The following is a 24,710-nucleotide window of genomic DNA, read 5'->3' as shown; positions in this document are numbered from 1 at the left end:
CCGGGGAAGCGTTACCGCGCAGGCGCCCAGACTTTTGAGTTAGCTTTTTTAGCCTTCCAGCGCATCTTTCTGCAGTACGAACAACTTTTCAATACCCTGTTTCGCCAGTGCCAGCATGCTGTTTAGTTCATCCTGAACAAACGGTGCAGCTTCTGCAGTCCCCTGGATTTCGATGAAACCGCCCTGATCGGTCATGATCACGTTCATGTCGGTTTCGGCTTCTGAGTCTTCCAGATAGTCCAGATCAACCACCGGAGTGCCTTTGTAGATGCCAACGGACACAGCGGCCACCATTTGCTTCAGCGGCGACTTCTTCAGGCGCTTGGTTGCAACCAGATGGTTCAGCGCGTCGACCAGGGCCACGCAACCGCCGGTGATGGCTGCTGTGCGGGTACCGCCATCAGCCTGGATGACGTCGCAGTCGATGGTGATGGTGTGCTCGCCCAGGGCTTCCATGTCAACCGCTGCGCGCAGGGAGCGGCCAATCAGGCGCTGGATTTCGACGGTACGGCCGCCCTGTTTGCCACGGGCGGCTTCACGGCCCATGCGGCTGCCGGTTGAGCGGGGCAGCATGCCGTATTCGGCGGTGACCCAGCCTTTGCCTTCGCCGCGCAGGAAGGGCGGTACTTTGTTTTCCACTGAGGCAGTGCAGATGACTTTGGTATCCCCGAATTCAACCAGCACGGAGCCTTCCGCGTGGCGGGTGTAGTTGCGGGTGAGGCGAATGTCTCTGGGCTGTTCGGGCGTTCTGCCGCTTGGGCGCATAGCGTTTCCTGATGTTTGAGGTAAGTGTCCGGGAGGCTGTCCCGGGCGGATCCGGATTTGAAAGCCGGAAAGTATAACACGTTGCGCCGGGGTGTCGGGGCGGATGGAAGGGTTCGCCGCAGGTGATCGCAGCCTGTTAAACTCGGAGTATGTCTTCAATAACCAGACCGGAGCCGACATGATCAGAAGTATGACTGCATTTGCCCGGAAAGATGTCCAGGATGCCCAGGGTACGCTGACCTGCGAGATCCGTACTGTCAATCATCGGTATCTGGAACCGTCGTTTCGGCTGCCGGATGCCCTGCGTGAGCTTGAAAATCCGTTTCGGGAGGAGCTGCGCAAGCAGTTGAAGCGGGGCAAGGTGGATGTATCGATTCGCCTGCAGACCACCGAAGCGGGTGCTCCGGGGTTCGAGATCAATGAGGATACTGCCCGTGCGGTTAACGAGGCCGCAAATTATATTAATCGTATGCTGGATAACCCGGCGCACATAAATGCCCTCGACATTCTGCGATGGCCCGGAGTTTTGTCAGTGCCAGAGCAGGATTTCAGTTCGGTCCGCGAGGCAGGCCTGGAACTGTTCAGGCAAACAGTGGAAGAGCTTGCCGTTGTGCGTGAGCGGGAAGGTGAGCGTTTGCGACCATTGTTTGAAGATCGCCTGGTACAGATGAAATCTCTCGTTGCAACTGTTCGTGAAGGAATGCCCCGCCTGCTTGAGGCTCAGGAGGAGCACCTGCGAGAGCGCTTCCAGAAGGCGAAGGTGGAACTGGACCCGGAGCGTATTGCCCAGGAAATGGTCATGCTGGCCCAGAAAAGTGACGTAGCCGAAGAGCTGGACCGGCTGGATGCGCATATCAGCGAGGTTACAGACACCCTCAAGCGTGATGAGGCCATTGGCCGCCGCCTGGATTTTCTCATGCAGGAGCTGAACCGGGAGGCCAACACCCTGAGCAGCAAGAGCATTGATGCCGGCGTAACCCGGGCTGCCGTGGATTTGAAAGTGCTGATTGAGCAGGTTCGCGAGCAGGTTCAGAATATTGAGTAACGTTCATTAACCTCGTAGCCACCTTTTCACTGTTGCCCTGCCGCTACCCGGTGAATCAACTGCTCTGCGGTGGGTGCGAGTTCCATCAGAGAGCCAGCCTTCTTTTCAGTGAGCTCATAGAGAATGAGCTCATTAATTCCCGCCACCAGCGCCATGCTCATTAGCAGGCTCATTGGCTGCAGCGCCTTGTTGGAAGTGCGCTGCTGCTCAACTTGTTTCTGCAGGAACAGGGCGAACTGCTCTGCTACCCTGCGCCGCATCTGCACTCCTGATTCACCCAGCGCCGCGAGGTCTATATACAGCGCGCGCATCAGATGGGGCTTTGATTCTATAAAGAACAGATAGGCCTGGGTGATATCCCGAACCAGCACCGGCCAGGTTTTTGTGGGCGAACTGGCTTTAAGAACCGCCACCATCATGCTCTTGCTGGTGTGATCGGCAAGCGCCAGCAGACAGTCGTCTTTGCTTGGGAAATGCTCATAGAAAGTGCGGCGGGATACCCGTGCTGCTGCCGCAATGTCCGCCAGGGTAATCTCACGATACGTTTTGCTTTCAAGTACCTGCGTAAGGCCCTCAAGCAGGCGGACGCGGTAATTGGTTTCAGCCTTCATAGTGTTTTGTCCAGTTCCTGGGTCCCGCTTCATTAATGTGTCTGGAAGGGTATCATTAATTTTGGTACTGGAGAGTACCAAGGCGCGTCAGGCATTGATATGCTGATCCTGAGTCGTAACAAAAACAACCAACCCTACTGGAGTGGATTTATGGGTATTCAAAACAAAGTGCCATCACGCCACGGTGCGGACCGATCTGAAGCTGAGAGAATTGCCAGGCCGTTACTGTGGTTCATCCATGATCGCAAGGCGGCGGTTCCCGATGAACAGCAATGGCAACGCATGGGAGAAACCCTGATGGTGGGTGATCCTGTTGCTGACGATTTGGCAAATTGGGTTCGTGGTGAAGGCGGTGGCAAAGGCTTCGCTCAGTTCAGGAAAGTACTGGAGTCAGGAAACTTCGATCAGAAGGGACTGGCGCCGCCGCTGCGTGCGTTCTTCGATGCTGTCAAACAGCCCCCCGCCTCGGTGGACTGGGAGCGGCTCGAGCGGGGCGCTCAGGCCAGTGCCATTTCCGGGCAAACCGGCATGCGTGTCTTGCGTGACCTTGGGCTTATGGCCGGTTATCAGGCAAGAGGAATCAACCAGACACTGATCATGACTGGCGCCCTGGAGCGGGGAGCCGCGCGTCGGGTTGCAGAGACCACAAAATGGTGGATGGACTGCATTACCCCCGGAGGTCTGAAGCGAGATGCCGAAGGCTTTAAAACAACACTTCGGGTTCGCTTGATTCATGCGATGGTTCGGCAACAACTTCTGGATAACCCGGATTGGGATACTTCCGAGTGGGGGCTCCCGGTCAACCAGCACGATATGCAAGCCACCTACCTGGCGTTTTCTGTGTCCTTCCTGTTTGGACAAAAGCTTCTGGGTACGCTCATCAGCCGCCAGGATTCGGAGGATATCATGCACCTTTGGCGCTACATCGGCTGGCTTATGGGTGTAGACGAATCCCTGCTGTGTGAATCCGAACAGGAAGGCAGAATTGCCCTTTACCAAAACGTGATAAGCCAGGCAACTGCTGATGAGAACAGCCGCCGGCTGGGTCGCGCGCTTATGGATGAACCGCTTGGCCGGCACTACGCCAATTTTCCAAAACTTCGGGGCCATTGGGAGCGCCAGGTTCACCTGAGTATGACGCGCTTGTTTGTAGGTGGGAAAGGAATGGAAGCATTGGGCCTCCCGAAGTCGGCGCTACCGTGGTATCCCGCCCTGTTTGCGCCACTTAACGCTGCCTGGTGCGCAGGCCACCGAATTGTGCCCGGGGGACGAAACCGGTTGGCAAGACTTGGCAGAAAAGCACAAAGGCAACAAATGCGGACCCTGTTTGGAGACGGCCGGCCAGACATCACTTCCAGCGTGCAGCTTCCCGGAACTTAAACAATGGAGTGCGTTCACGTGGCAAGGCTGTGCAGCGGTTCCGGCAGCTCCGGTTTTACCCGCTGTCGGCTGATGGGGCAGTCAAACTCGAGGCTGGTCGCCAGCAGTTGCAGCGGAACCTGCGCCGGCTTGCCGTACAGGCGGTCGCCGATAATTGGATGGCCGAGGCTCTGCAAATGTTTGCGGATCTGGTGCTTGCGGCCGGTTTCAATGGTGACTCGCAGAAGACTGGTTGCGGAGGCTTCATCGGTACTGATCGTGGAAGCACGGCTGACGGCGGTTTTTCCGTCAATTGGCGCGTCGATCAGTTGATCCTGCAGTTTGATAACACCGGTTACCCTGGCCAGGTACTGTTTGGTCATAGTGCGCCCGGCGAAGCACTGGGACAGTGCGCCCGCGGCTTTCGGGTCGTGGGCGATGAGCATTAGCCCGGCAGCATCGGCATCGAGCCGGTGGACAAGAAAGCAGGGGCGCTTCAACTCCACCTCAGCCCGGCGCAACAGGCTGCAGTGGTCGCCCCATTGTGAGCCCTGGGCCAGTAAGCCGTGGGGTTTGAACCAGACGCTGTAGCGGTTTTTATCCTCTAGCAGCGTTGCTGCTTCCGGTTTTCGGCCCAGTACCTTCTCGTCGTAATAGAGCTGCAGCCGGGTGCCGGCCTTGAGTTCCCTGGTGGCGCGCCGCAGCCGAACCTGCTTGCCTTTTAATGTCCACCAGCAGGCGCCCTTGTTCATGGCGTCCTTGACGCGCTGGCGCGAAAGCCCGGATGCCTGGCTCAGGGCTTCACTCGCTGTTGTAGGCTGTTCCGTTGTAACGTCGAATTTTCTGCGCATTACTGGCCGGCATCTCCGGGCTTGATAGCAAGCAGGTCCGTTCTCAGGTGTGTGAGCACTTTCTCTGCGGTATTGCCGATCACCCTGGCCCTGAGGCCGGTTTTGCCACTGGTGCCAATGACCAGCATGTCGGCTTTCAGTTTGCTGGCAACGCTGGGAATAACCTTGTGGGCCGGGCCAACCGCCATATGAATCTGGTCCCGGCTCAGGCGCCAGGTGTTGCACAGGTGAGTGATGGTGGGTTCAAGTGCGGCTCTGCGCCTTTGTTCATGCTCGGCCACGTTGATGATTTCAAGATCTGCCAGCACTTCGGAAATGTGCAGTGCGTGAACCAGATGAACTTCCGATCCAAAGGCTTTTGCCAGAGCGCTGGCCTGCTCAATGATTTTCGTGTTGAGGGCTTTTTTGACCGGCTTGGTGGAACTGAGATCGACAGCCGCCAGAATCGGGTGGGCGTGGTTCCACTTCTGCTCCGCAACCAGCATCACCGGTACCGGGCATTCCCGGATCAGGTGCCAGTCCGTTGGTGTATAAAGCAGGGTCTCCGAGCGGCTCCCGGTTTTGATCACGGCTTTGAAGCGGTTGGGGTGGCAGTGTTCAATGATCCACTGGTGTATGTTTTTTTCCCACACTGTATGGGTGGTGACCTGCAGATCGCTGCAATCTGACAGGGCCAGCATCTGGTCCAGCCAGCGCTGTCGAAGTCCGATCAGGGCATCCCTGGCACGCTGTTGCACGGCGGGGTCTGAGGGCAGGGCGCCAAGATGCTCATGGGTGAAGGCCACGATTTCCAGGTGAGCGCCCGTGGCGCGCGCCAGCTCGATTCCCCGGGCCAGAGCTTTCTGGTGTTTATGGGCCGGATCCATGACGATCAGTAGTTTATCCATGCTGCCTTCCCCATCGTTTGTACTGTGCTTTGGTTTGATGCTGTGGTGTTTTGCTTACATCCTTCCAATGGTACCAGTTGTGGCGGTGTCCGGGATGCGGTGTTTGGTCAAAGTCCGTATAATTGGCTGCTTTCCGGGCCTTCAGTTAATGGCGGCCAGATCCAGTTCAGGAGTTGTCGAATCATGAGCCAGGCCGGTGAAACGGGTACGCTGTTCGTTATTTCTGCGCCATCGGGTGCTGGCAAGACCAGTCTCGTGGCAGAAATGGTGCATGAAGATCAAAAGCTGGGAGTCTCCGTATCCCACACCACCCGCCCCATGCGTGAAGGGGAAAAGGACGGCATTAACTACCATTTTGTCAGCCGTGACGAGTTTGAAGCCATGATTGGCCGTGGCGATTTTCTGGAACACGCGGACGTTTTCGGTAATTACTACGGTACGTCGCAGGTGTGGGTTCGGGAGATGTTGGCCACGGGCCGTGATGTCATTCTCGAGATCGACTGGCAGGGCGCGTCCCAGGTACGCCGGCTTATTCCCGAGTGTGTCAGTATTTTCATTGTGCCGCCTTCGGCTGAAAGTCTGCGGGACCGGCTTGTGGGCAGAGGCACCGACACGCCGGAGGTTGTGAATCGGCGGCTGTCGGAAGCCAGGGATGAGTGCCGCCACGCCGGTGAGTTTGACTATCTCGTTGTAAATGATGATTTCAAGGAGGCGCGGGCTGATCTTCTGGCCATTGTGCGCAGCCAGCGCTTGCAGATTGGCGCGCAGCTGTCTCGGCACAGGCGGCTGCTTTCGCAGTTGTGCGGTGAAAGCGACAGCACGGCCTGATACGGGCTTTTGCGGTATACAATTTGCGCCGCGGGCAGTAAACTAGTGGGTCCGCTAAATCAGTCATTTTTATATTGTCGGGGAAGTTATGGCACGAGTTACCGTTGAAGATTGTCTGGAACATGTTGATAACCGTTTCCAGTTGGTGATGCTGGCAACCAAGCGTTCCCGCCAGATTGCCACCAAAGGCGCAGAGCCAATGGTTCCGGAAGAGAACGATAAGCCCACGGTTATCGCCTTGCGAGAGATTGCCGCTGGCCTGGTTTCCCGTGATTTGCTGACTGAAATCGAAGACGAATAAGGGGCTGCAGCAATACGGTGGAGGCGCGGTGTCGCTTGAGAATACAATAGAAGGGCTGAGAAGTGAGCTCAGTACCTATCTGGATACCAATCGCATCAATCAGGTGCGAAGGGCCTATTATTATGCCGAGCAGGCCCATGAGGGCCAGATGCGAAAAAGCGGCGATCGCTACATAACCCACCCTCTCGCAGTTGCACGTATTCTCGCCGGCCTCAAGCTCGATCACCAGAGCTTGATGGCGGCGATGCTTCACGATGTTATAGAAGACACCGGTATTCCCAAAGATGCCCTCGCCGAACAGTTTGGCGAGGATGTAGCGGAACTGGTGGACGGAGTCAGCAAGCTGACCCAGATTGAGTTTCGTTCCCGGGCGGAAGCCCAGGCGGAGAACTTCCAGAAAATGACCCTGGCCATGGCCCGGGATATACGCGTTATTCTGGTGAAACTGGCCGACCGCCTGCACAACATGCGCACCCTGGGGCCCATGCCCTATGAAAAACGCCAGCGCATCGCCACAGAAACCCTCGATATATACGCTCCCATTGCCAATCGCCTCGGTATGCATGCGCTTTCCACCGAGCTTGAAGACCTTGGTTTCGCATCATTACACCCGATGCGCTCCCGCTATATCTCCAAGGCGGTGGATAAATTGCGCGGCAGCCACCGTGAGATAATTGAGGAAATCCGGGGCCGACTGCAGGAAAAACTGGAAGAACGTGGTCTGCCGGGCCGGATAATGGGGCGTGAGAAGCACCTGAACAGCATCTACAACAAGATGAAGTTCAAGCAGAAGTCGTTTTACGAAATCATGGACGTATACGCCTTCCGCATCATTACCGATACGGAAGACGACTGCTACCGGATTCTCGGTGCTGTGCACAGCCTTTATAAACCCATGCCGGGCCGGTTCAAGGATTACATTGCCATGCCCAAGGCCAACGGTTATCAGTCGTTGCACACCACACTTTTTGGCATGCACGTAAACATCGAAATCCAGATCCGCACCGAGGAAATGGAGCACATTGCCAACGACGGCATCGCCGCCCACTGGATGTACAAAAATGAGCCCAGCAACGTCACCAGCGTGAACCAGACAAGAGTGGACCGCTGGGTCAAGGGCCTGATGGAGATGCGTGAGCGGGCAGACGACTCTCTCGAGTTTATCGAACACGTAAAAGTGGACCTGTTCCCGGATGAAATCTATGTGTTTACCCCCAGGGGTAAGATCATGGAGTTGCCCAGAGGCGCAACGCCCGTGGATTTCGCCTACGCAATCCACACCGATATCGGCAATGCCACAGTAGCCTGTCGAATCAACCGGAACCTCGGCTCCCTGAGCAAGCCGTTGCAAAGTGGCCAGACCGTGGAAATCATTACTGCACCGGGCGCCCGCCCGAACCCGGCCTGGCTCAGTTTTGTGGTGACCGGCAAGGCACGAAGCAGCATTCGCCATACGCTGAAGAGCCAGAAGATGGCGGAATCGCTGGATCTGGGCCGCACGCTCCTGAAAAAGTCCCTGGATGGCTTTGGTGCCCGTTTGTCTGATATTGATGACGCACAGAAGCAGGCCGTGGTTAACCACAACCAGGTAAACAGTTTTGATGACCTGGTGAGCGAAATCGGGCTGGGCAATCGAATGGCTTACCTGGTGGCACGTCAGCTTGTAAGTGGTGCTGAGCGGGAAGATTCCGGTGGCGAAGTCCGGGACATCCAGGGCGGCGACAATGAACCCATCACCATTCAGGGAACTGAGGGTATGCTGGTTCACTTCGCCACCTGCTGCAAACCCATTCCCGGGGATCCGGTTGTCGGCGTGATGGACTCCGGCAGTGGCATGACCATTCATTCCGACACCTGCTCCCGCCTTCCGGAAGACGACGAGGGCCGGTCCCGCCTGACCCATCTCACCTGGGCGAAAGATATCACCGACGAGTTCTCTGTAGAACTTCGCGTCGAACTGGAACGCCAGCGCGGGCTGATAGCCGAGATTGCCAATGCCGTCGCCATGGCAGACGGCAATATCGAGCGTATTAACGTGGACGAACTGGACGCCCGGTTTGGGGTGGTCAGCCTTGTGGTTAAAGTTCACGGGCGCAAGCATCTGGCGCGGGTGATGCGGCGGGTACGCAACATCAAGGCGGTCACCTCAATCAGCCGCGTAAAATACTGAGCCCGGTCAGGGTTACATAGTTGACAGCCCGCCTGTGGAAGGGCGACGATTGGTGTTTTGGACGAGAGGAAGTAACAGGGTATGGCCAATAAATCCGTAATCCAGACTGATAATGCACCCCAGGCAATCGGTACCTACTCCCAGGCCGTGAAAGCAGGTGACACGGTCTACATCTCTGGCCAGATTCCGCTGGTGCCCGAAACCATGGAAGTGGTAGCCGGAGACTTTGCCGCCAAAACCCGCCAGGTGTTCGAAAACCTGAAGGCTGTTTGCGAAGCTGCCGGAGGCGAACTGAAGGATATCGTTAAAGTGAATATTTACATGACCGATCTGGCTAACTTTGCCACGGTTAACGAAATAATGGCGACCTATTTCCCCGAGCCCTATCCGGCCCGGGCAGCCGTTGAAGTCTCAGCTCTGCCCAAGGGTGTGCCGGTGGAGATGGAAGCAATAATGGTACTGAGCTGAGCCGGAATCAGGCAGCGGGTTTAACTGTTTTCAATCATTGCACGGTACCCGGCGCGAAAATCCGGATAGCGGAAAGTAAACCCTGTATCCAGCAGGCGCTGGTTATTGCAGCGCTTGCTGCCGGCCCGGCCGCCTTTTCGGGCACCTGCTACAGGCTCTGCACAGGGAACCTGTTGGCGAACCCATTCAACCACCTCATCCAGCCGCACCGGTTCGCAATCACTCGCAACATAGCAGGTATCCAGAGGCTTTCCTGAAAGCGCCATAGCGTTGAGATAGGCGACAGCCGCTGCGGCGTCTTCTTCATGAATGCGGTTGCTGTATGGCGCCGGCGCTTCAGGGTTCATGCGACCCTCAATAACTTCCTCGAGAAAACGCCTTCTTGACGGCCCGTAAATCCCGCTGAAACGCACCACGGTGGCAGGATGGCCACTATCCAGTGCTGTCTGCTCGCCAGCGAGTATCTGCTGCCCTGTGGTGCGGGAGGGGTGGGCCGGGCTGGTTTCATCGACCAGGCTGTCATCGTTCTGGGCATACACACTGGTGCTGCTGATAAAAAACAGCCGCTTAAGCTGTTGATTGCCCAGGGCCGCGAGAAGATTGGACAAGCCATTAACATACGCATCGCGGTAGCCCTGCTCGTCGTAACTGGAAGGAGTCAGGCAGTAGACGAGCGTCTGCAGGTTTTCAGGCAGCTTGCCCGCGAGGGTTTCCGGACGTGTCAGGTCTGCACCTATGGCGGCGACACCTTCCGGTACCCTGGCAGGATTGCGACGCAGGCCGTAAACCTGTGCCGATTCCTTCAGTTTGACTGCGATGGCGCCTCCGAGTTTGCCGCAACCGGCTATAAGAATACGCGGCTTACTATTGCGTTCAGTGATTGCCATAGACAATATCAATCCTTATCCTCTAACCCATAAACAAGTGAATCGTCGCCCGTATCCTTTTGACCGGAGATCACCATGACTCTTACCGAGTTACGATACGTTGTTACGCTTGCCCGCGAAAGGCATTTTGGCCGGGCTGCCGAGCGTTGCCACGTCAGCCAGCCGACACTCAGCGTTGCGGTCAAAAAGCTGGAAGACGAGCTGGGCATCCCACTGTTTGAGCGCAGCAAAAGCAGCATCCGGGTTACTGAAACCGGTCAGCGCATTGTGGAACAGGCCCAGCGGGTTCTGGACCAGGTGGGGGTGATCCGTGATATGGCCCAGGATGGAAAAAACCAGTTGAGCTCGCCGCTCAAGGTGGGCGCCATTTACACCATAGGGCCTTATCTGTTCCCCCATCTTTTGCCCGAGCTACGCCGTGCCGCGCCGGAAATGCCGCTTTATATCGAAGAAAACTACACCGCCAACCTGCGCCAGAAGCTGCGGCAATCTGAACTGGACGCAATTATTATAGCGCTGCCTTTTGAAGAAGCCGAGGTGCTGACACTACCGTTATACGATGAGCCCTTTGTGGTGCTTTTGCCCGCGGGCCACGCGCTGGCCGCCAAAGAACAAATTACAGGTGAGGAGCTGGCTCGCGAGCAGTTACTATTACTTGGCCCCGGCCATTGCTTCCGGGATCAGGTGCTGGAATCCTGCCCGCCTCTGGTGGAAGCCGTTACCCGCCGTGCGGATACCGGGTCCCCTTCACTGGTTACAGAGGGCAGTTCTCTGGAGACCATTCGGCACATGGTTGCCTCTGGCCTGGGTATTACCGTGCTGCCGCTCTCAGCCGCCTCCGGCATGCGGTACCATAAAGATATACTGGTAACCCGGCCCTTCGCCCCGCCTGTGCCATTCCGTACGGTGGCTTTGGCCTGGCGTGTCACCTTTCCAAGGCCCAAGGCCATTGACGTGCTCTCACTTGCGGCCAGCCAGTGCCGGGTAATTGAGAAGGCGAAAGTAGACACGCCGGTTGTTGCCGAAACGGACTGACTTTAGCCATGGCATCCCTGGACGATATACCGGTCACTGAGCTCAAGGGCGTAGGCGAGGCGTTGGCTGAAAAGCTTGCGCGACTGGGTATTGCCTCGTTGCAGGATCTGCTGTTTCACCTGCCTCACCGCTATGAAGACCGCACCCGGATCCTGCCCATGGGCAGCCTCAGAATAGGTGATGTGGCGGTAGTGGAAGGGGAGGTGATGAAAGCGGATGTGGTGATGGGGCGCCGCCGCAGCTTGCAGGTTACGCTGAAAGACAGCAGCGGGTTTCTGGTGATGCGGTTTTTTCACTTCAATGCAGCCCAGAAAAACCACCTGGCAGAGGGTACGCGGGTTCGCTGTTTTGGTGAAGTGCGCCCTGGCCGTGCCGGATACGAATTCTACCATCCTGAATACCAGGTAAATCCTCCACCCATGCCGGCAGAGGGGCAGGCAACCCTTACGCCGGTTTACCCGCTGACCGAAGGCATCCAGCAACCCCGGGTAAGAGGCCTGTGCCAGCAGGCCCTGGCCTACCTTCACCGGCATCCGATACGGGACTGGTTACCAGAAAAGCTGCTCGCGGATTTCCAGTTGCCGGGTATCACCGAAGCCGTCCAGTTGGTGCACTCTCCCCCTGCCAATGCTCCGGTGCATCTACTGGTGGAGGGGCGCCACCCGGCACAGCAACGCCTTGTGATGGAAGAGCTGCTCGCCCATCAGTTGAGCCTGCTGCAGGTTCGGGAACAGATACAGGCCCGCCAGGCTTTGCCTCTGTTACCAACGGGCGATCTGACCGAGCGATTCCTCGGCGAGCTTCCGTTTTCCCTGACGGGCGCCCAACGCCATGTTATGGGTGATATCCGGCAGGACCTCAGCCAGCCCGTACCCATGCTGCGGCTGATTCAGGGCGATGTAGGTTCCGGTAAAACCATCGTTGCCGCCCTGGCAGCGCTTCAGGCCATAGGAGCGGGGGCTCAGGTTGCGCTGATGGCGCCCACGGAAATACTGGCTGAACAGCATTACCAGAACTTTTATGGCTGGTTGGCGCCCCTGGGTATCCAACTGGCCTGGTTGTCTGGCAAGGTAAAGGGAAAAGCCAGAACAGAAGCACTGGAGGCCGTTCATACCGGGGCCGCCAGCGTGGTGATAGGCACCCACGCGCTGTTCCAGGACGATGTGCTGTTTCACCGTTTGGCGCTGGTGATTGTGGATGAGCAGCACCGGTTCGGTGTGCACCAACGCCTTGCCCTGCGGGAGAAAGGCGTGGGCGGAAACCTGGCACCGCACCAACTGATCATGACCGCAACACCCATCCCGCGCACCCTGGCCATGAGTGCTTATGCCGATCTCGACACTTCGGTGATTGACGAATTACCCCCGGGCCGGAAACCGGTTGAAACCATCGTGATTCCCGATACCCGGCGGGAAGATGTGATTGAGCGCGTGCGCAGCGCCTGTTCAACTGGCCGGCAGGCTTACTGGGTTTGTACCCTGATTGAGGAGTCGGAGGCACTGCAGTGTCAGGCTGCAGAGGTTACCGCCCAGGAGCTGGAGCAGCGGTTGCCGGAGCTGAAGGTCGGGCTGGTGCACGGGCGCCTCAAGTCGACGGAAAAGGCAGAGGTAATGAACCGGTTCAAGCGGGGCGCGCTGGATTTGCTGGTTGCCACCACTGTAATCGAAGTGGGCGTGGATGTACCCAATGCGTCCCTGATCATTATTGAAAACCCGGAACGCCTGGGCCTGGCCCAGTTACACCAGCTCCGTGGCAGGGTAGGGCGGGGCGAACAGGCCAGTTTTTGCGTGCTCATGTACCACCCGCCCCTCTCCGCTAACGGCAAAGCAAGGCTGCAGGCTTTGCGTGACAGCCAGGACGGTTTTGTGATTGCTGAAAAGGATCTGGAAATCCGCGGGCCTGGCGAAGTGCTCGGCACCCGACAGACTGGCATGATGCAGTTCCGGCTGGCAGACTTTGAGAGAGACAAGGGCTGGATTGAGCCAGTGCGCGAGATGGCGCCGGAACTTATGCAGCACCCAAGAGTGGTGCAGGCGTTGATCCGGCGCTGGCTGGGCGAAAAAGTACGGTATGGCGATGTGTGAATCGATCTGGCGGGAATAATAAAACGTACCTGCATTCCCGTGAATTGGTTTTACATCAACATTCAGACGCAAGCCATGCCTTATACTGAACAGCCAATGGCCGATTATTGAGGCCGGTTGGCAGGCAGCAACACTCGGGAGAATACAATGGAATTACCGGTAACGGTTCAGCAGGCTCTTGGTGAGGCCGCTAAGGGTGTTTCGCTGAGGGACGCGCGCCAGGCCAACCGCCACGAACTGTTGCGGATGGTCCTGCTCAACGACGGGCCGGATAAACTTCAGGTGATCTGTTGCAAGGAAGATCTGATTGATCTGGAGCGGCTGAACAAGCAACTGGAAAGCGACTATCGGCTGATGAAATCCCGGGAACAGGTTCGGGTGAAAGAGCGGGCCGGGCTGAGAGAACTGCCTGCGTTGCCCTCGCTGACAGGCTGGCCGACCATTGTCGATCGCCGGATAGATGATTTGCCTTCGGTAGCCCTGGAGCTGGAAGGCCAGAATCTGGCCATGGTGATGCCGGCAGAGGACTTTCGTGCACTGACAGCCGGGGCTGAACGCCGGTCGTTTACCGTGGCAGCAGAAAACATCACAGTAAACCTGGACGATCCGGCCAATGATCGCAGCCAGCTGACTTTCGCCCTCAAGAAGTTTACCAGCCTGCGCATCCGCCAGCGCCTGGAAGATACACTGGAACTCCCGCCACTGCCTGAAACCGCGCAACGCATTATTCATCTGCGGGTGAACCCGAATGCGGTAATGGGTGATCTGGTGGACATTGTTGAGAGTGATCCCAGCCTGGCCGCCCAGGTTGTCAGTTGGGCATCTTCATCCTTTTATGCCGCCGCCGGGCAGGTTCGCTCCGTGCACGATGCCGTATCGAGAGTGCTCGGGTTTGATATGGTGATGAACCTTGCCATGGGCCTTTCGCTGGGACGAGCGCTCAAGCAGCCACAGGATCACCCGGACGGTTATGTCGATTACTGGCAACAGGCCATCTGGCAGGCCCAGTCTGCAGGCATTCTCGCCAGCATGATGCCCCGCAGTAAACGCCCGATGTTCGGTTTGGCCTACCTTGCGGGTCTTCTGCATAACTTTGGCTATCTTTTGCTGGCCCAGGTTTTTCCACCCCATTTCAACCTGGTATGTCGTTCCCTGGAAGTGAATCCCGGTATCGATTCGTCGGTAACAGAACACTATCTCCTCGGAATCACCCGGGAACAGATTGCGGCGCAGCTGATGGAAAACTGGGGCATGCCTGAAGAGGTTACGCTGGCCATAAGGTACCAGAAAAACCGTAACTATCAGGGCGCGCACAGTGTGTACGCCAGGCTGCTTTGGCTTGGGAGGCAACTGCTGACATCCAGAGGCGTGGCGCTGGGGGGTGCTGGTGAGCCTCTGGAGCAGGAGGTCTATGACGAGCTTGGCCTGGACCGCGCGCGGGTCGAGGCCCAGTTTGATGAGCTGGTCGCCAGCAAGGATAACGTGATGGCCATGGCTGGCATGATGAGCCAGTAAAAAAGAAAAGTGAGCTGAAAAAAAGCCGGCTACAGAAGGCCGGCAAAGTTTCTGCTTGTTGCAGAGTCGTCCGAACGTGACAGGAGAAACAACCCAGGGCAGTGATTAATGTGGTGAACAGCCGGCCCCCTTGGTTTCAATTTAGACAAGGACTTTAAAAAGGAAAAGCCATTTCCCCGAACGTGGGAATTTGAGCATTACGTCACTTTTCGTGCTTTGAGCAAGCTACTGATAATGAATCGATAAAAAGCCGACACTGTTTTTCCCTGTTACAAAAAGAAACAAACAGGTTTTGGGTCAGAAAGCGTGATTGCGGATGGCCGTTGCGGCACGGCGTATTTCATCGGCATGGCGTTCTTCCACCTCAAACCGTTCCTTGTCCATTTTCTCTACAAAACGCACCTCCGTATCCTGGCGTGCCTGATGGGTCGGCATATGGCGAAGCTGCTCGTAGACTTCCATAAACACCCGGAACGGAGCCCTCTCCATTAACTCCGGAGCCACATGATCAAGCAGGCCTTTGATGCGCAGGCAGGCCTCGGAATATTCGATCTGATTTTCCTCTACCGCCATTGCAATCACGCGGATACTGTCGATCATATCCTGACGTCGTTTTGCCTGAAACGCCTCTGCCTTCTGTTTGCGCCTGCGGTTATCCGCAAGTATGGATATCTGCCGCCGGATAAAACCCAGCAGGACAGTGATGGCGATAGCGCCGGCAATAATCAGGCTCCACTGTAGCCATTGAGGCATGCTGTTCTCCCTATCAGGTTCAGGCGGGCACAGGTTGCTGTTTCGACTGCCAGACTTTGACAGTTACCGACTGACCATTCAATACGGATGTGCCGGCAACCGGATCGGTTTCCTGGTCGCATTATACTTCGTTGATACTCGCGCCGGCACGGGCCGAGGCAATCGCTTGCTGCGTTCAAATGCAGTGGTGGGAGGCAGAATGATATCGGCGTGAGAATTTCATCCGCCATGGTGCTTGAAGGGTACTCACTCGCAAACTCCGGCAGCCCCTTTAACCCGGCTGTGGCGCTTGCCAAAGTGCCCCCGTTGCCCGGACATGGCTCCCGGTGCAATCAGATCAATGGCGGGCTGGCTGAACATCACACCGCCAACAACATCCAGCTTCCCGGTAAGTATGTTCAGGCAGTATGCGAGCCAGATCGCGATACTGCCGAAGGTCTGGGTACTGGTGCCGTTTTGCATGAGTGTTTCTCCCGGGGTTCTTGTTGTTGCAGGTCGGGTTTCATTGTGCAACCAGATTGGCAGGAAAATGCTGGCTGAGGGAAACCGTGATTCGCTGTTCCGGCTACAAAAAAGGCCAGTCCGGAGACTGGCCTGAAGAGCACGGATCTGAGTGGCCCCTGTTTTATTCGTAATGGGCCGGTAAATCTTTGACCGGGTTGGAAATGAAGTTCAGATAAACTCCCTGAGGCGGTATCTTCAGCGGTAATTGAACAGCCTTGCCATTGCCGTTCGCCAGTTCTTCACAGGCACTCAAGCCTCCACCTGTAAAGATGCTACCGAGGCAGCTTACGAAACCAAGCAGTCCGGACGTTGCGTTATTGGAGCCGGCAACATCAACGGTAATAAGTGGAGTGTTACTATTCCTCTGTTCGATTTGCATTCTGCCATCGTCGAAGAACGTGATCGGTCCGTCCAATTCCAACTTGAATGGATAACTGAACAGATTGTGGGCAAGCAGGCCCTCTATGGGTAGGTCAAGGTTTGGTGCATCAAGTAGTAGGTCGGCATCCACCTGGAATCGTGGGCCGCCGTTTTCACCTGTGACGATGCGGCCCTCGACCAGCCCCATCGGGTTGTTTTCTGTAGGTTCTTGGTATCTCATACGAAGAATCTGGGGGCCGGTGTTGGATTCCGATGGCCCGAGCAAGTTATACCAAACTTTAGCTGGCGTGGTGACCAGCATGGTTGGGTAAAGCAATACTCGGATATTCCCCGTTTCCTCACCGGTCTCTGGATCAATTTCGGGCCCGATTACTTCGGTGTTCAGACCATACGTTTGATAAATGTACTTCTTGTCCCAGCATTCGTTTGCTTCTTGATATGAGCAGCCTACGCGGGCGTTGGCCTCTTCGCCTCCGTTGTTTCCGAGCACTACTGCGTTTCCATTCATCGCCAGTCGTGCTGCGTTTGGTGGTGTTTCAAAGTGCTCGAGAGGCAAACCACTCTCATCTGTCGCCTGGACAAAATCGAAAGGTTCGAAATCCTCGATATAATAATTGGAATTAGCGTCTCGAATTGGAAGGTTTCTCAGCGGTGTGAATACCGTCGAAACACTCTCCTGACCCCTAAAATAAATCTCTAGAGGTTCGCCGCCATTGTCCTCGGGATCCAGCAAAAGATCAGTTTGGAAGGCCCTGTTATTTTTTCCGCAAATGACGACATCACAGTTGCCGTTTACGGCGGAGACCAGCGTATAGCGATAAAGAGCGCCAGGCTCCCATGGTTGATCAGGGAAGAAACTGATGCGTTGCAGGTTTTTTTCAAGGCGTCCATCAATGCCGGAGATGACATTCCCCGATTCATCGACCTTTTCCACAATAAACGTTTCATTGAGCCGGATAGAGCTGAGCTTCATGGATTGAGAGAAGACCACAACGATCGGGCGGTCTGCTGGTAACGTCGTGACCGGCAGAATATCCCTGCTTTGTGCGTTACCTGCATTGTCGTTTGGCAAATTGTCGCCAGCCACATCCTTACAATGCCCGTGGAAACCTTCCGCCAGATTGAGGTTTTCCGTGACACACGGATAGCCAGGGTAGATGGTAAGAGCGAAGGGGGATTGCTCGGTAACGGAGCCGCTGCCATCGTCTATTTCCGGTAATGAGAATCTCAACGGAGGGATGGTAGCGGTGTTGCCTACTATGTCTGCCAGACTATTAAGTTGCAGCTTATAGTCCACCCCATGCCGCAAACCAGATTTCGGTTGAATAGCGATGGTGGTGCCATCCACTTCAATTTTCAGGTCTGTGAGTTCCTGGCTACCGCTTGAATCGTTGGCAAAGAGGCTGACGGCGCTCTTGACGGACTCCGGATCCAGCGGCTCATCAAAGAACAGAATAACCGGGTCGCCGGGGCGGTGCATCGATTGCCGTGTGGGCGGGATGGCATCTGTTGCGCCCGGTGTCCAGCTCACCAGCTTGGGCGCTGTATTATCCAGCTCACGCAGTTCTTCGGCATCCAGGGCCGAGTCGGCATCTGTGGCGGCCTGAAGATGGAACGCAATGGTGGAATCCGTGTATTCCTGCCCGAGCAGGTTGGGTTCAACCATGCCAATGGCATCAATGGTCAGTACGCCGTCTTTTACCAGTGCAATGCCCCGCAGTTCCACGCCCATCAGATCCTGGGAGAGAGCAGCGTTTGGCTGTGCTTCTTCCGTGTTCATGGAAACATCCATGAACAGGGTAATCTGCCGGGGAACATTGATGTCGTCGGTGTAGGCGTTCGGGCTCAGGTAGCCGGAGGCATCGGAGAGCATGGTTACCTTGATGTCGCCTGTGGTTTGGAGCTCATGGGTTGCCGCATCCAGAACGGGCACTTTGCCGCCAACGAGCACGTCCAGGCTGGTACTGCGAAGAATACTGCCCTTAGGTATACGCAGAGGGAGTGCTTCAGTCGCTTCAAATGACGGCGCGAATGCCAGCTCGGCAAACAGATCACCTGTCTGCTGGGAAGGGCCGGCAACACCCTGAAGTACGGAGTTCAGGGTAACTCCATTGATGATCTGGCCATTCAGGATGGACTTGGTCAGCCGTGTTTCATCCGTTTCTCCCGCCGCCAGGCCAGAGTCTATAGCGCTTTGCTGCAACACGACTGTGGGGCCGGTATCCCGGGGGGTGAAGCTGAATGTCTTGTTAAACCGGTTTTCCGCCCCGGGATCGGTCAGGCTTGCCAGATCGGTGAATTCGAGCGTGTAGGTTTCACCGCTGTTAAGCACATCTTCCTTACCGCCGCACTGCTGAGGGTCGGGTGTCACGCACGGGTCAACCGTGATCCGGTTGCCTTTCACCAGAATGGACGCAGGCACTGGCTGGCCGTTCTTGTCGAGCATTTCAATCGAACCACCAAGCTCTTTCCAGTCCGGATGTACCGGTTGCGTCATCGCAAAGCGGAACGTTGAAAAGTTCATCGCCTGGAAGCGTTTGTCGGTTTGATCATCGCTGGCCGGTACCTTCCAGGCTACGCCAAAGCTATCCGAGGTGTTTGCCAGCCCCGCAGCCCCGGAGAAACTGCCCCGGGTCTCGAACTGGATACCCGGGTCACCAACACCGTTGGGTGTGCCGATTGTGCGCCCGCCTTCGGCCTGGAGCGGCTCGTTAAAAGTGACGGAATAGGCGGATGCGGTAGTCAAAGCGCCGCTTGTTGTTAACTTCAGGCTTCGGCCTTCATCAATTTTTTCAACACTGAAGGGCACGACAGCGCCGTCGGATTGCACGCTGATTTTGCTGGTGAGGCTGGCGTCGTCTTCAGTAATCGCATGGGAAAACCGGAGAACAATATCGGCTTTCGGGCTGACATCCGCCTGCCCGTCTGCCGGGTACGAGTAGATCACCGAGCCGGGCGTGGTTTTCTGGTTGATGCTCTGCTCATCCCCGCCGCAGGCTGCAAGCAAAAGGGCGGGAATCAGTGCCAGGGTCTTGTTGTACTTCATGGCAAACCTCTCCTCAGAACTTCAGGGTAACTGAACCGCTGATAACATGGATGTCGCCGTCTGCTGTTACGCTGGTTTCTGCGCCATCAAAATCCACCAGAGTAAAGTCGCGCTCCTGCAACTGCTGGTACTGGTAGCCCAGATCGAGGCGAACAGGGTAAGCGAGCAATCGTGTGCGATCGTAGGTGGCGCTGATGCCCAGGCCTACCACAATCTTGTCGGTGTCCAGATAGTTGATTTCGGGGTTGCGGGTGGACTTCAGGGGAGACTCTTCATACGCCACCCCGCCGCGCACGGAAAAGTTTTTGTTGAGGTCAAACTCGGCGCCGATACGTGGAATCAGGGTGTCGTCAAACCGGATGCGGTCGGAAGCCGGTATTGTTGACTGATTCTTGATGGTATCACCGGCGAACTCGCTGGACAGCTCTGACCAGTTCTGCTGTTCAATACTGCCACCCAGGCGCCAGTTTTCGCCCCTGTACTGGGCGCCGAAACCAAAGGTTTCCGGTTGAAACGAATCGATGGTTGTTACCGCAAGGCTCAGGCCCGGGTCGGGAATGGTCTGGGTAACGATAATATTTGAATCAACCGTTGTAGAAGCGGAAGACTTGGTGCGGTAGGTGAACGCGGTTTCCCAGCCCTGCAAAAAGCAGCTGCTTTCCGGGCAGAAGGTGCTGCCAAGATCAATGGTGGTGCCAAGAATGGTTTTTATCTGTGGCTCCGCGTTAACAGCCAGGCGCTCCCGGCTGGTTTCTCCACCGAGTGTGGATACCGCATTGAGATTGGCGGTTGCATCCAGGGTTATACGCGCCGATGCGCCCGCGGAAATCCCGCGCCAAACAGGGGTGGCACCGCCAAGGTTCAGGAACAGCGGTTCTTTCCCGTACTGCAGAAACTGACCGCTGGTGGAGGTTCGGGAATCGAACGCCAGCATTTCCTTGCCGTATTTTTCCACGCCGGCAATGAAGCCCAGGTAAATCGGGTGGTCAAAGCGGGTAAGCGACCCCAGATTGGTTTTCATGCCGATCAGCACGTGCTGACTCGGTGAGCTGGAAACCACATCGCCATTGGCATTGGGGTTTGTCGATCGTAACTCCTGCTCAGCGTGGAGTATGCCTGCTGTCAGTTCACCGCGTTCATCCCGGGTGAGGGACGCCGGGTTGTAATAGGTGGCGGATACCTGGTTATTAAACATGGAGAGAGACTGGGCGGTGGCGACGTCCACTGGCATCACTCCATAGGTTGTACCTATATTGCCCATACTGGCTGAGGTGGGTACAGAAAGGGTGGTGGATGCTGCAGCTACCGCAAGGGTTAGCGCCCGTGCTGAAAACCGGGAGGTGGAAACCATTGATACACTCCAATTATCTCGTTGTTTTTATACTCTGGCCGTTATCAGTTCCCCGGGTGCAGGGTTCCGGATAGGGCTGGTACATTTGTTCAACTGGAAGTGTATGAGGCTTGTCCTTTTAGGACGTTGGCATTATTGACATGCAACCGTGTCGAAATGACCATGTAAGCTGCACGGATTCAAAAAAAGCCTTTGGATACAAAGGCTAAAGAGAAAATTAATTTTGCTTTAGCTGGCCATTGAAGCCTCGTAGTCGCGAATCATTCCGTAAAGCTGATCCTTCAGGCTCAGCCGCTTTTTCTTCTGTTCTTCCAGATACTCATCCGACGTAGTCTCTACACCTTGCTCAATGCGGTACACTTCATGATCAATGTCGTGATAGGCATCGAAAAGTTTCGCAAAATGCTGATCGGTGGTCTTCAGGGTGTGAATGGTTTCTTTGGACTCGGGCAGTTCATGGGCAAGGTCGTGTTTTTCAAGTGGCATTCGTTAATACTCCCGGTTTTTGGTGGGTTGTCGGTTTTCAGTGTAAGGCGTTTTGTTTTAGCGAGATAGATGTTTGTTAATGTTTCCGGAATGCAGGTCGTTGCGCTAACTGGCAGGATGTCAGGTTCACGGATGTAAAAGGGGGGGAGAGAAGTCTCCCCCGCGGGATTCCCGTGGTTGGCTGAACTCCGTTTTTACCGGGTCTCGATATTGCCGTCTTTGTCGGAGATAACGATCTCCACACGGCGATTCTGCTGACGACCGGCAGCCGTGTCGTTGCTGGCTACGGGGTACTGCTCGCCAAAGCCTTTGGTTTCCACCCGGCGGCTTTCAATGCCTCGCGAGATCAGTTCATCCCGCACGGCCTGGGCCCGACGCTCGGATAGCCGCTGGTTGTAGGAAGCCTCACCGGTACTGTCGGTGTAGCCTTCCACACGAACCCGGCGGTCTTCATACTCTTTCATGAACTGGGCCAGGCGGTCTATGGTCTGCTCCCCTGAAGGTTTCAGGTCCGCCTTGTTCAGATCAAAAAGAACATCCCCAAGAGTCAGCACCATGCCACGGTCCGTACGCTCTGCCTGCAACTCTTCCATTCGCTTGCGCAGCATTTCGGCTTCCTTGCGCGCCTGCTCGGCTTCACTGGAACGTTGAGCAAGCAGTAATTTGCGGCGCCGTTCCTCGGCGGAATCTATCTGCTTCTGCAGCCGGGCACGCTCGCCCTGCTCGTTGGCAATCTGCGCGTGGCGGTTCGCCAGGTAGGCTGCATGCTCAACGCGCACCGTATCTGCGCCATCATCCAGTAAAGATTCCGCCCGGTTCAGCTGGTCCCTGGCGCTACGCAGGTGGCGGTCGCCGCTGCGGGCGACATCCGGATCGTCTTTGATTTTCTCATAAGACGCCCGGGCTTCATTTACCATCGCATTCTCCGGGGGTGTTGTGGCACAGCCGGCAATAAGTAATGACAAGCCGGCAGCCATGCCCAGTGTTATGTTGCGTTTGTTCATAACAGTCTCCTTTCCAGATAGGGCGATTACTGGTCCTGATTCATTTGATTGCGCAGAGTCTCAATATTCTGATTGACCTCCGCTACAGCCTGCTTCGCTTTTGCCGTTTCGGAACGGGCACCAGCGAGCTGGGCGTCGACAGCCGCCTGTTCCAGAAGGCGCTTAGCCTCTGTAAAGCGCTCCTGCTCAATCAGGTTCTTTGCATCGGCCACTTTGTTTTGTGCGTTGTTGAGCAGCACCGGCTCAAACTCCCGCGCATCGGCAGCCACAGCTTGCTGGAGAGAAGCCTCAGCGGACTGAAGATCTGAATCCGGTCGTTCGCCGGAACTGGCACAGCCGCCTATGGCAAGAGCAATACCCGTAATGCCGGCGGTGTATAACATTGATTTATGCTTATTCATGCACGATCTCCTTTCAGCGATATACAAGCTATGTGGAAGGTGTGTATGCACGAATTCAACCATGCGCACCTTACACCAAGCTTAGCAGTCCACCGGAGATCAACCATGAAGCAATGGCAACATCTTTTTGCGAAAAGCGGTTGCCATTCCATAACCCAGTGGCAATGAACTGGTGTAAGTATCTGAAATAAAAGCCGGCGATTGCGGGCGAAGGGCTGAATAAGCTTTAATCATGATCGCCGGCCGATTGTGCAGCAGGCGCTATCGCCCCGATAACCCGTGAATCTGCACAAGTCTGGGGCCACCAGATACGCAGCGAACTCGAAGTGCTGTCAGCGGGGCTGCTCTCCGGGTCAGAAGCGGAACAGCCAGGGTAACAGCACTTCGCCATAGCCCCACAGCATAACGGTGATCGCCAGCATCACCTCGAGTACCAGTACACCCACTGCCAGGGTGGTACTGGATACGATAAAGCCTTCTTCAGAACTGATGCCCAGAAAGTAGGGGATGCCCACGTAGAGCACGTAGGCCGTCATGCACAGGCCGATTGTCCCCGCGAGCAGACAAAGCCACACAATAGGGTAAATCGCGACCAGACCACTGAGAAACATCGGGGTGGCGATGTATCCGGCAAAGATCACGCAACGCCGGTGGCTGGGCGGTGTGCTGAAGCTCCGGGCCATGCGATGGATAAGGGTCCCGACCAGGAACACCGCCATCAGAATACTGATATAAAACGCGATCCCCGCGTAAAGTGCACTGATCAGGTCAAGCTTGATAAAGGCGTGGTCACCGCCAAAGCCCCACCCAACCTGAGTGGTCCCGATATAGGCGCTGACTACGGGAATAGCGGCGAGTATGAAAACATGATGGGCATAGAGGTGGCGAACGGTTTCGTCCTCTTTGCCGATGTGTTGCCACTCCGATTGAGGGTGGACCAGAAGGCCCCAGACATGGGTCAGCACGGAAACACCTCCTTTTCTTGTTCGGGTTGTCGCGGCGTTATGAGCGACCGGTGCACCTATCAGGTGTTTACATCAAGTTGATATGCAGGTTGTACATGATCCAGACCGACCCACCCACAACAAGGGTCAGCGTAACAACAGCAAAAAACAGAAACGATCCGGAATCGCGTCCCTCCCGGGTTTTCAGATTCATGTGCATGAACAGAGTCAGTTGCAGGATTATCTGAAGTATGGCCATAACTGAGATGGCGATCACCGTGACGGTTTTGCTGAAGCTCCCTGCCATGACCATGCCGAATGGAATTGCCGTCAGGATAATCGAGAGCAGGAGACCGGTGATATAGGATCGCAGGCTACCGTGGCCCTGTTGATCGTGGGTGGTTGAAGTGCTCATTTACAGTACTCCCATGAGATAGACAAACGTGAAGACACAAATCCATACGATGTCCAGAAAGTGCCAGAACAGGCTCAGGCACAGGATTCGCGGCCGGGTTTTGTCGGTCAGCCCTTTGATGGGTAACTGGATCAGCATAATGAGCATCCATAGCAGCCCAAAACTCACATGCAGGCCGTGGGTGCCGACCAGAGCGAAAAACGACGACAGGAATCCGCTGCGGTCCGGGCCGTAACCCTCGCTGATCAGGTGATGGAACTCGTAGAGTTCCATCCCTACAAAACCCGCACCGAGCACGAAAGTTGCTATCAGCCAGCCCATCAACTGGCCCAGACGGTCCCGGTGCATGGCCAGCATGGCGAGCCCGTAGGTGAAGCTGCTGAACAGCAGCAGGAAGGTTTCGCCGAGAACGAATTTGAGCTCGAACAGATCTTTGCCGGACGGCCCCCCGGCGGTGTTGTTGTGCAGTACGCCGTAAGTCGCAAACAGGCAACCGAAGATGATGAGATCGCTCATCAGGTAAATCCAGAAGCCGTAGGTTTTCATGCCTGTGGTATCGGCGTGTTCTTCGTCGGTGCGCATGATTCCAGGTTGGTTCGTCATGGTGTCGGTGGTCATG

General features: G+C 56.0%; 24 protein-coding genes. 9 read left to right on the top strand and 15 right to left on the bottom strand.

Translation table 11 applies throughout. The features are described 5' to 3' along the window. Positions 1–48 precede the first annotated feature (48 nt). On the bottom strand, positions 49–765 hold the full coding sequence (gene rph / locus CDH48_RS15525; protein WP_100689649.1) for a ribonuclease PH: 717 nt from the start codon (positions 763–765) through the stop codon (positions 49–51). Positions 766–943: 178 nt separating this feature from the next. On the opposite strand from rph, the gene CDH48_RS15520 reads away from it, so the two are divergent. Continuing rightward, positions 944–1,810, top strand: a complete 867-nt coding sequence (locus CDH48_RS15520; RefSeq protein WP_100689679.1) for a YicC/YloC family endoribonuclease — start codon at positions 944–946, stop codon at positions 1,808–1,810. 26 nt (positions 1,811–1,836) lie between these two features. On the opposite strand, the gene CDH48_RS15515 is transcribed toward CDH48_RS15520, so the two are convergent. Next, complete coding sequence (locus tag CDH48_RS15515) at positions 1,837–2,421, bottom strand: TetR/AcrR family transcriptional regulator (protein ID WP_157807846.1); 585 nt, start codon at positions 2,419–2,421, stop codon at positions 1,837–1,839. A 150-nt stretch (positions 2,422–2,571) separates the two neighbouring features. Between CDH48_RS15515 and CDH48_RS15510 the strand changes: the two genes are divergently transcribed. Continuing rightward, positions 2,572–3,801: an oxygenase MpaB family protein gene (locus tag CDH48_RS15510; RefSeq protein ID WP_100689678.1), complete on the top strand. Its 1,230-nt coding sequence runs from the start codon at positions 2,572–2,574 to the stop codon at positions 3,799–3,801. A 14-nt stretch (positions 3,802–3,815) separates the two neighbouring features. Here the strand turns inward: CDH48_RS15510 and CDH48_RS15505 are convergent, their stop codons facing one another. Both CDH48_RS15505 and CDH48_RS15500 read right to left on the bottom strand, forming a co-directional pair. Further along, positions 3,816–4,631, bottom strand: coding sequence for an RluA family pseudouridine synthase (locus CDH48_RS15505; RefSeq protein WP_100689647.1), 816 nt, complete (start codon positions 4,629–4,631; stop codon positions 3,816–3,818). Further along, positions 4,631–5,518, bottom strand: coding sequence for a universal stress protein (locus tag CDH48_RS15500; RefSeq protein WP_100689646.1), 888 nt, complete (start codon positions 5,516–5,518; stop codon positions 4,631–4,633). Before CDH48_RS15500 ends, CDH48_RS15505 begins: the two co-directional genes overlap by 1 nt. Before the next feature lie 183 nt (positions 5,519–5,701). Between CDH48_RS15500 and gmk the strand changes: the two genes are divergently transcribed. The 4 genes from gmk (at position 5,702) to CDH48_RS15480 (ending at position 9,285) form a co-directional block, all read left to right on the top strand. Further along, the gene (gene gmk, locus CDH48_RS15495) at positions 5,702–6,346 is read left to right on the top strand and encodes a guanylate kinase (RefSeq protein WP_100689645.1); all 645 of its coding nucleotides are present in this window, start codon (positions 5,702–5,704) and stop codon (positions 6,344–6,346) included. Between the two features lie 88 nt (positions 6,347–6,434). Beyond that, a complete protein-coding gene (rpoZ, locus tag CDH48_RS15490; RefSeq protein ID WP_100689644.1) occupies positions 6,435–6,647 on the top strand; it encodes a DNA-directed RNA polymerase subunit omega in 213 nt (70 codons plus the stop codon). Between the two features lie 28 nt (positions 6,648–6,675). Then, positions 6,676–8,817 carry a RelA/SpoT family protein gene (locus CDH48_RS15485; protein WP_100689643.1) on the top strand — a complete coding sequence of 714 codons (2,142 nt, stop codon included), beginning with the start codon at positions 6,676–6,678 and terminating at the stop codon, positions 8,815–8,817. 81 nt (positions 8,818–8,898) lie between these two features. After that, a complete protein-coding gene (locus CDH48_RS15480; protein ID WP_100689642.1) occupies positions 8,899–9,285 on the top strand; it encodes a RidA family protein in 387 nt (128 codons plus the stop codon). Between the two features lie 20 nt (positions 9,286–9,305). Here the strand turns inward: CDH48_RS15480 and CDH48_RS15475 are convergent, their stop codons facing one another. Next, positions 9,306–10,172 (bottom strand): NAD-dependent epimerase/dehydratase family protein, encoded by an 867-nt coding sequence (locus CDH48_RS15475; protein WP_100689641.1) that lies wholly within the window; start codon positions 10,170–10,172, stop codon positions 9,306–9,308. Positions 10,173–10,247: 75 nt separating this feature from the next. On the opposite strand from CDH48_RS15475, the gene CDH48_RS15470 reads away from it, so the two are divergent. The 3 genes from CDH48_RS15470 to CDH48_RS15460 all read left to right on the top strand — a co-directional run bounded on the left by CDH48_RS15470 (position 10,248) and on the right by CDH48_RS15460 (position 14,806). Then, positions 10,248–11,207 carry a hydrogen peroxide-inducible genes activator gene (locus CDH48_RS15470; protein WP_100689640.1) on the top strand — a complete coding sequence of 320 codons (960 nt, stop codon included), beginning with the start codon at positions 10,248–10,250 and terminating at the stop codon, positions 11,205–11,207. A gap of 8 nt (positions 11,208–11,215) precedes the next feature. Further along, on the top strand, positions 11,216–13,291 hold the full coding sequence (recG, locus tag CDH48_RS15465; RefSeq protein WP_100689639.1) for an ATP-dependent DNA helicase RecG: 2,076 nt from the start codon (positions 11,216–11,218) through the stop codon (positions 13,289–13,291). Positions 13,292–13,438: 147 nt separating this feature from the next. Next, positions 13,439–14,806, top strand: a complete 1,368-nt coding sequence (locus CDH48_RS15460; RefSeq protein WP_100689638.1) for an HDOD domain-containing protein — start codon at positions 13,439–13,441, stop codon at positions 14,804–14,806. A gap of 297 nt (positions 14,807–15,103) precedes the next feature. Here CDH48_RS15460 and CDH48_RS15455 read toward each other — a convergent pair whose 3' ends face one another. The 10 genes from CDH48_RS15455 to cyoC form a co-directional block, all read right to left on the bottom strand. After that, positions 15,104–15,559 (bottom strand): DUF2489 domain-containing protein, encoded by a 456-nt coding sequence (locus CDH48_RS15455; RefSeq protein ID WP_100689637.1) that lies wholly within the window; start codon positions 15,557–15,559, stop codon positions 15,104–15,106. A gap of 246 nt (positions 15,560–15,805) precedes the next feature. Continuing rightward, positions 15,806–16,021, bottom strand: coding sequence for a hypothetical protein (locus CDH48_RS15450; protein ID WP_227521114.1), 216 nt, complete (start codon positions 16,019–16,021; stop codon positions 15,806–15,808). A 163-nt stretch (positions 16,022–16,184) separates the two neighbouring features. Next, positions 16,185–19,490, bottom strand: a complete 3,306-nt coding sequence (locus tag CDH48_RS15445; protein WP_100689636.1) for an Ig-like domain-containing protein — start codon at positions 19,488–19,490, stop codon at positions 16,185–16,187. A gap of 13 nt (positions 19,491–19,503) precedes the next feature. Continuing rightward, complete coding sequence (gene aupA / locus CDH48_RS15440) at positions 19,504–20,841, bottom strand: alkane uptake protein AupA (RefSeq protein WP_100689635.1); 1,338 nt, start codon at positions 20,839–20,841, stop codon at positions 19,504–19,506. A gap of 228 nt (positions 20,842–21,069) precedes the next feature. Then, positions 21,070–21,327 (bottom strand): YdcH family protein, encoded by a 258-nt coding sequence (locus tag CDH48_RS15435; RefSeq protein WP_100689634.1) that lies wholly within the window; start codon positions 21,325–21,327, stop codon positions 21,070–21,072. Positions 21,328–21,521: 194 nt separating this feature from the next. Further along, the gene (locus CDH48_RS15430; protein WP_100689633.1) at positions 21,522–22,331 is read right to left on the bottom strand and encodes an OmpA family protein; all 810 of its coding nucleotides are present in this window, start codon (positions 22,329–22,331) and stop codon (positions 21,522–21,524) included. Positions 22,332–22,357: 26 nt separating this feature from the next. Continuing rightward, positions 22,358–22,732 (bottom strand): DUF4398 domain-containing protein, encoded by a 375-nt coding sequence (locus CDH48_RS15425; protein ID WP_100689632.1) that lies wholly within the window; start codon positions 22,730–22,732, stop codon positions 22,358–22,360. A gap of 353 nt (positions 22,733–23,085) precedes the next feature. Further along, positions 23,086–23,697 carry a Yip1 family protein gene (locus CDH48_RS15420; RefSeq protein ID WP_100689631.1) on the bottom strand — a complete coding sequence of 204 codons (612 nt, stop codon included), beginning with the start codon at positions 23,695–23,697 and terminating at the stop codon, positions 23,086–23,088. A 67-nt stretch (positions 23,698–23,764) separates the two neighbouring features. Next, positions 23,765–24,091 carry a cytochrome o ubiquinol oxidase subunit IV gene (gene cyoD / locus CDH48_RS15415; protein WP_100689630.1) on the bottom strand — a complete coding sequence of 109 codons (327 nt, stop codon included), beginning with the start codon at positions 24,089–24,091 and terminating at the stop codon, positions 23,765–23,767. Further along, complete coding sequence (gene cyoC / locus CDH48_RS15410; RefSeq protein ID WP_100689629.1) at positions 24,092–24,709, bottom strand: cytochrome o ubiquinol oxidase subunit III; 618 nt, start codon at positions 24,707–24,709, stop codon at positions 24,092–24,094. It abuts the gene before it with no gap. Position 24,710 lies beyond the last annotated feature (1 nt).

Source organism: Marinobacter aromaticivorans, assembly GCF_002806975.1.
GTDB classification, from domain to species: domain Bacteria; phylum Pseudomonadota; class Gammaproteobacteria; order Pseudomonadales; family Oleiphilaceae; genus Marinobacter; species Marinobacter aromaticivorans.
Note: the sequence above shows the minus strand (reverse complement) of the source record. Positions and strands in the feature narration are given on the sequence as shown.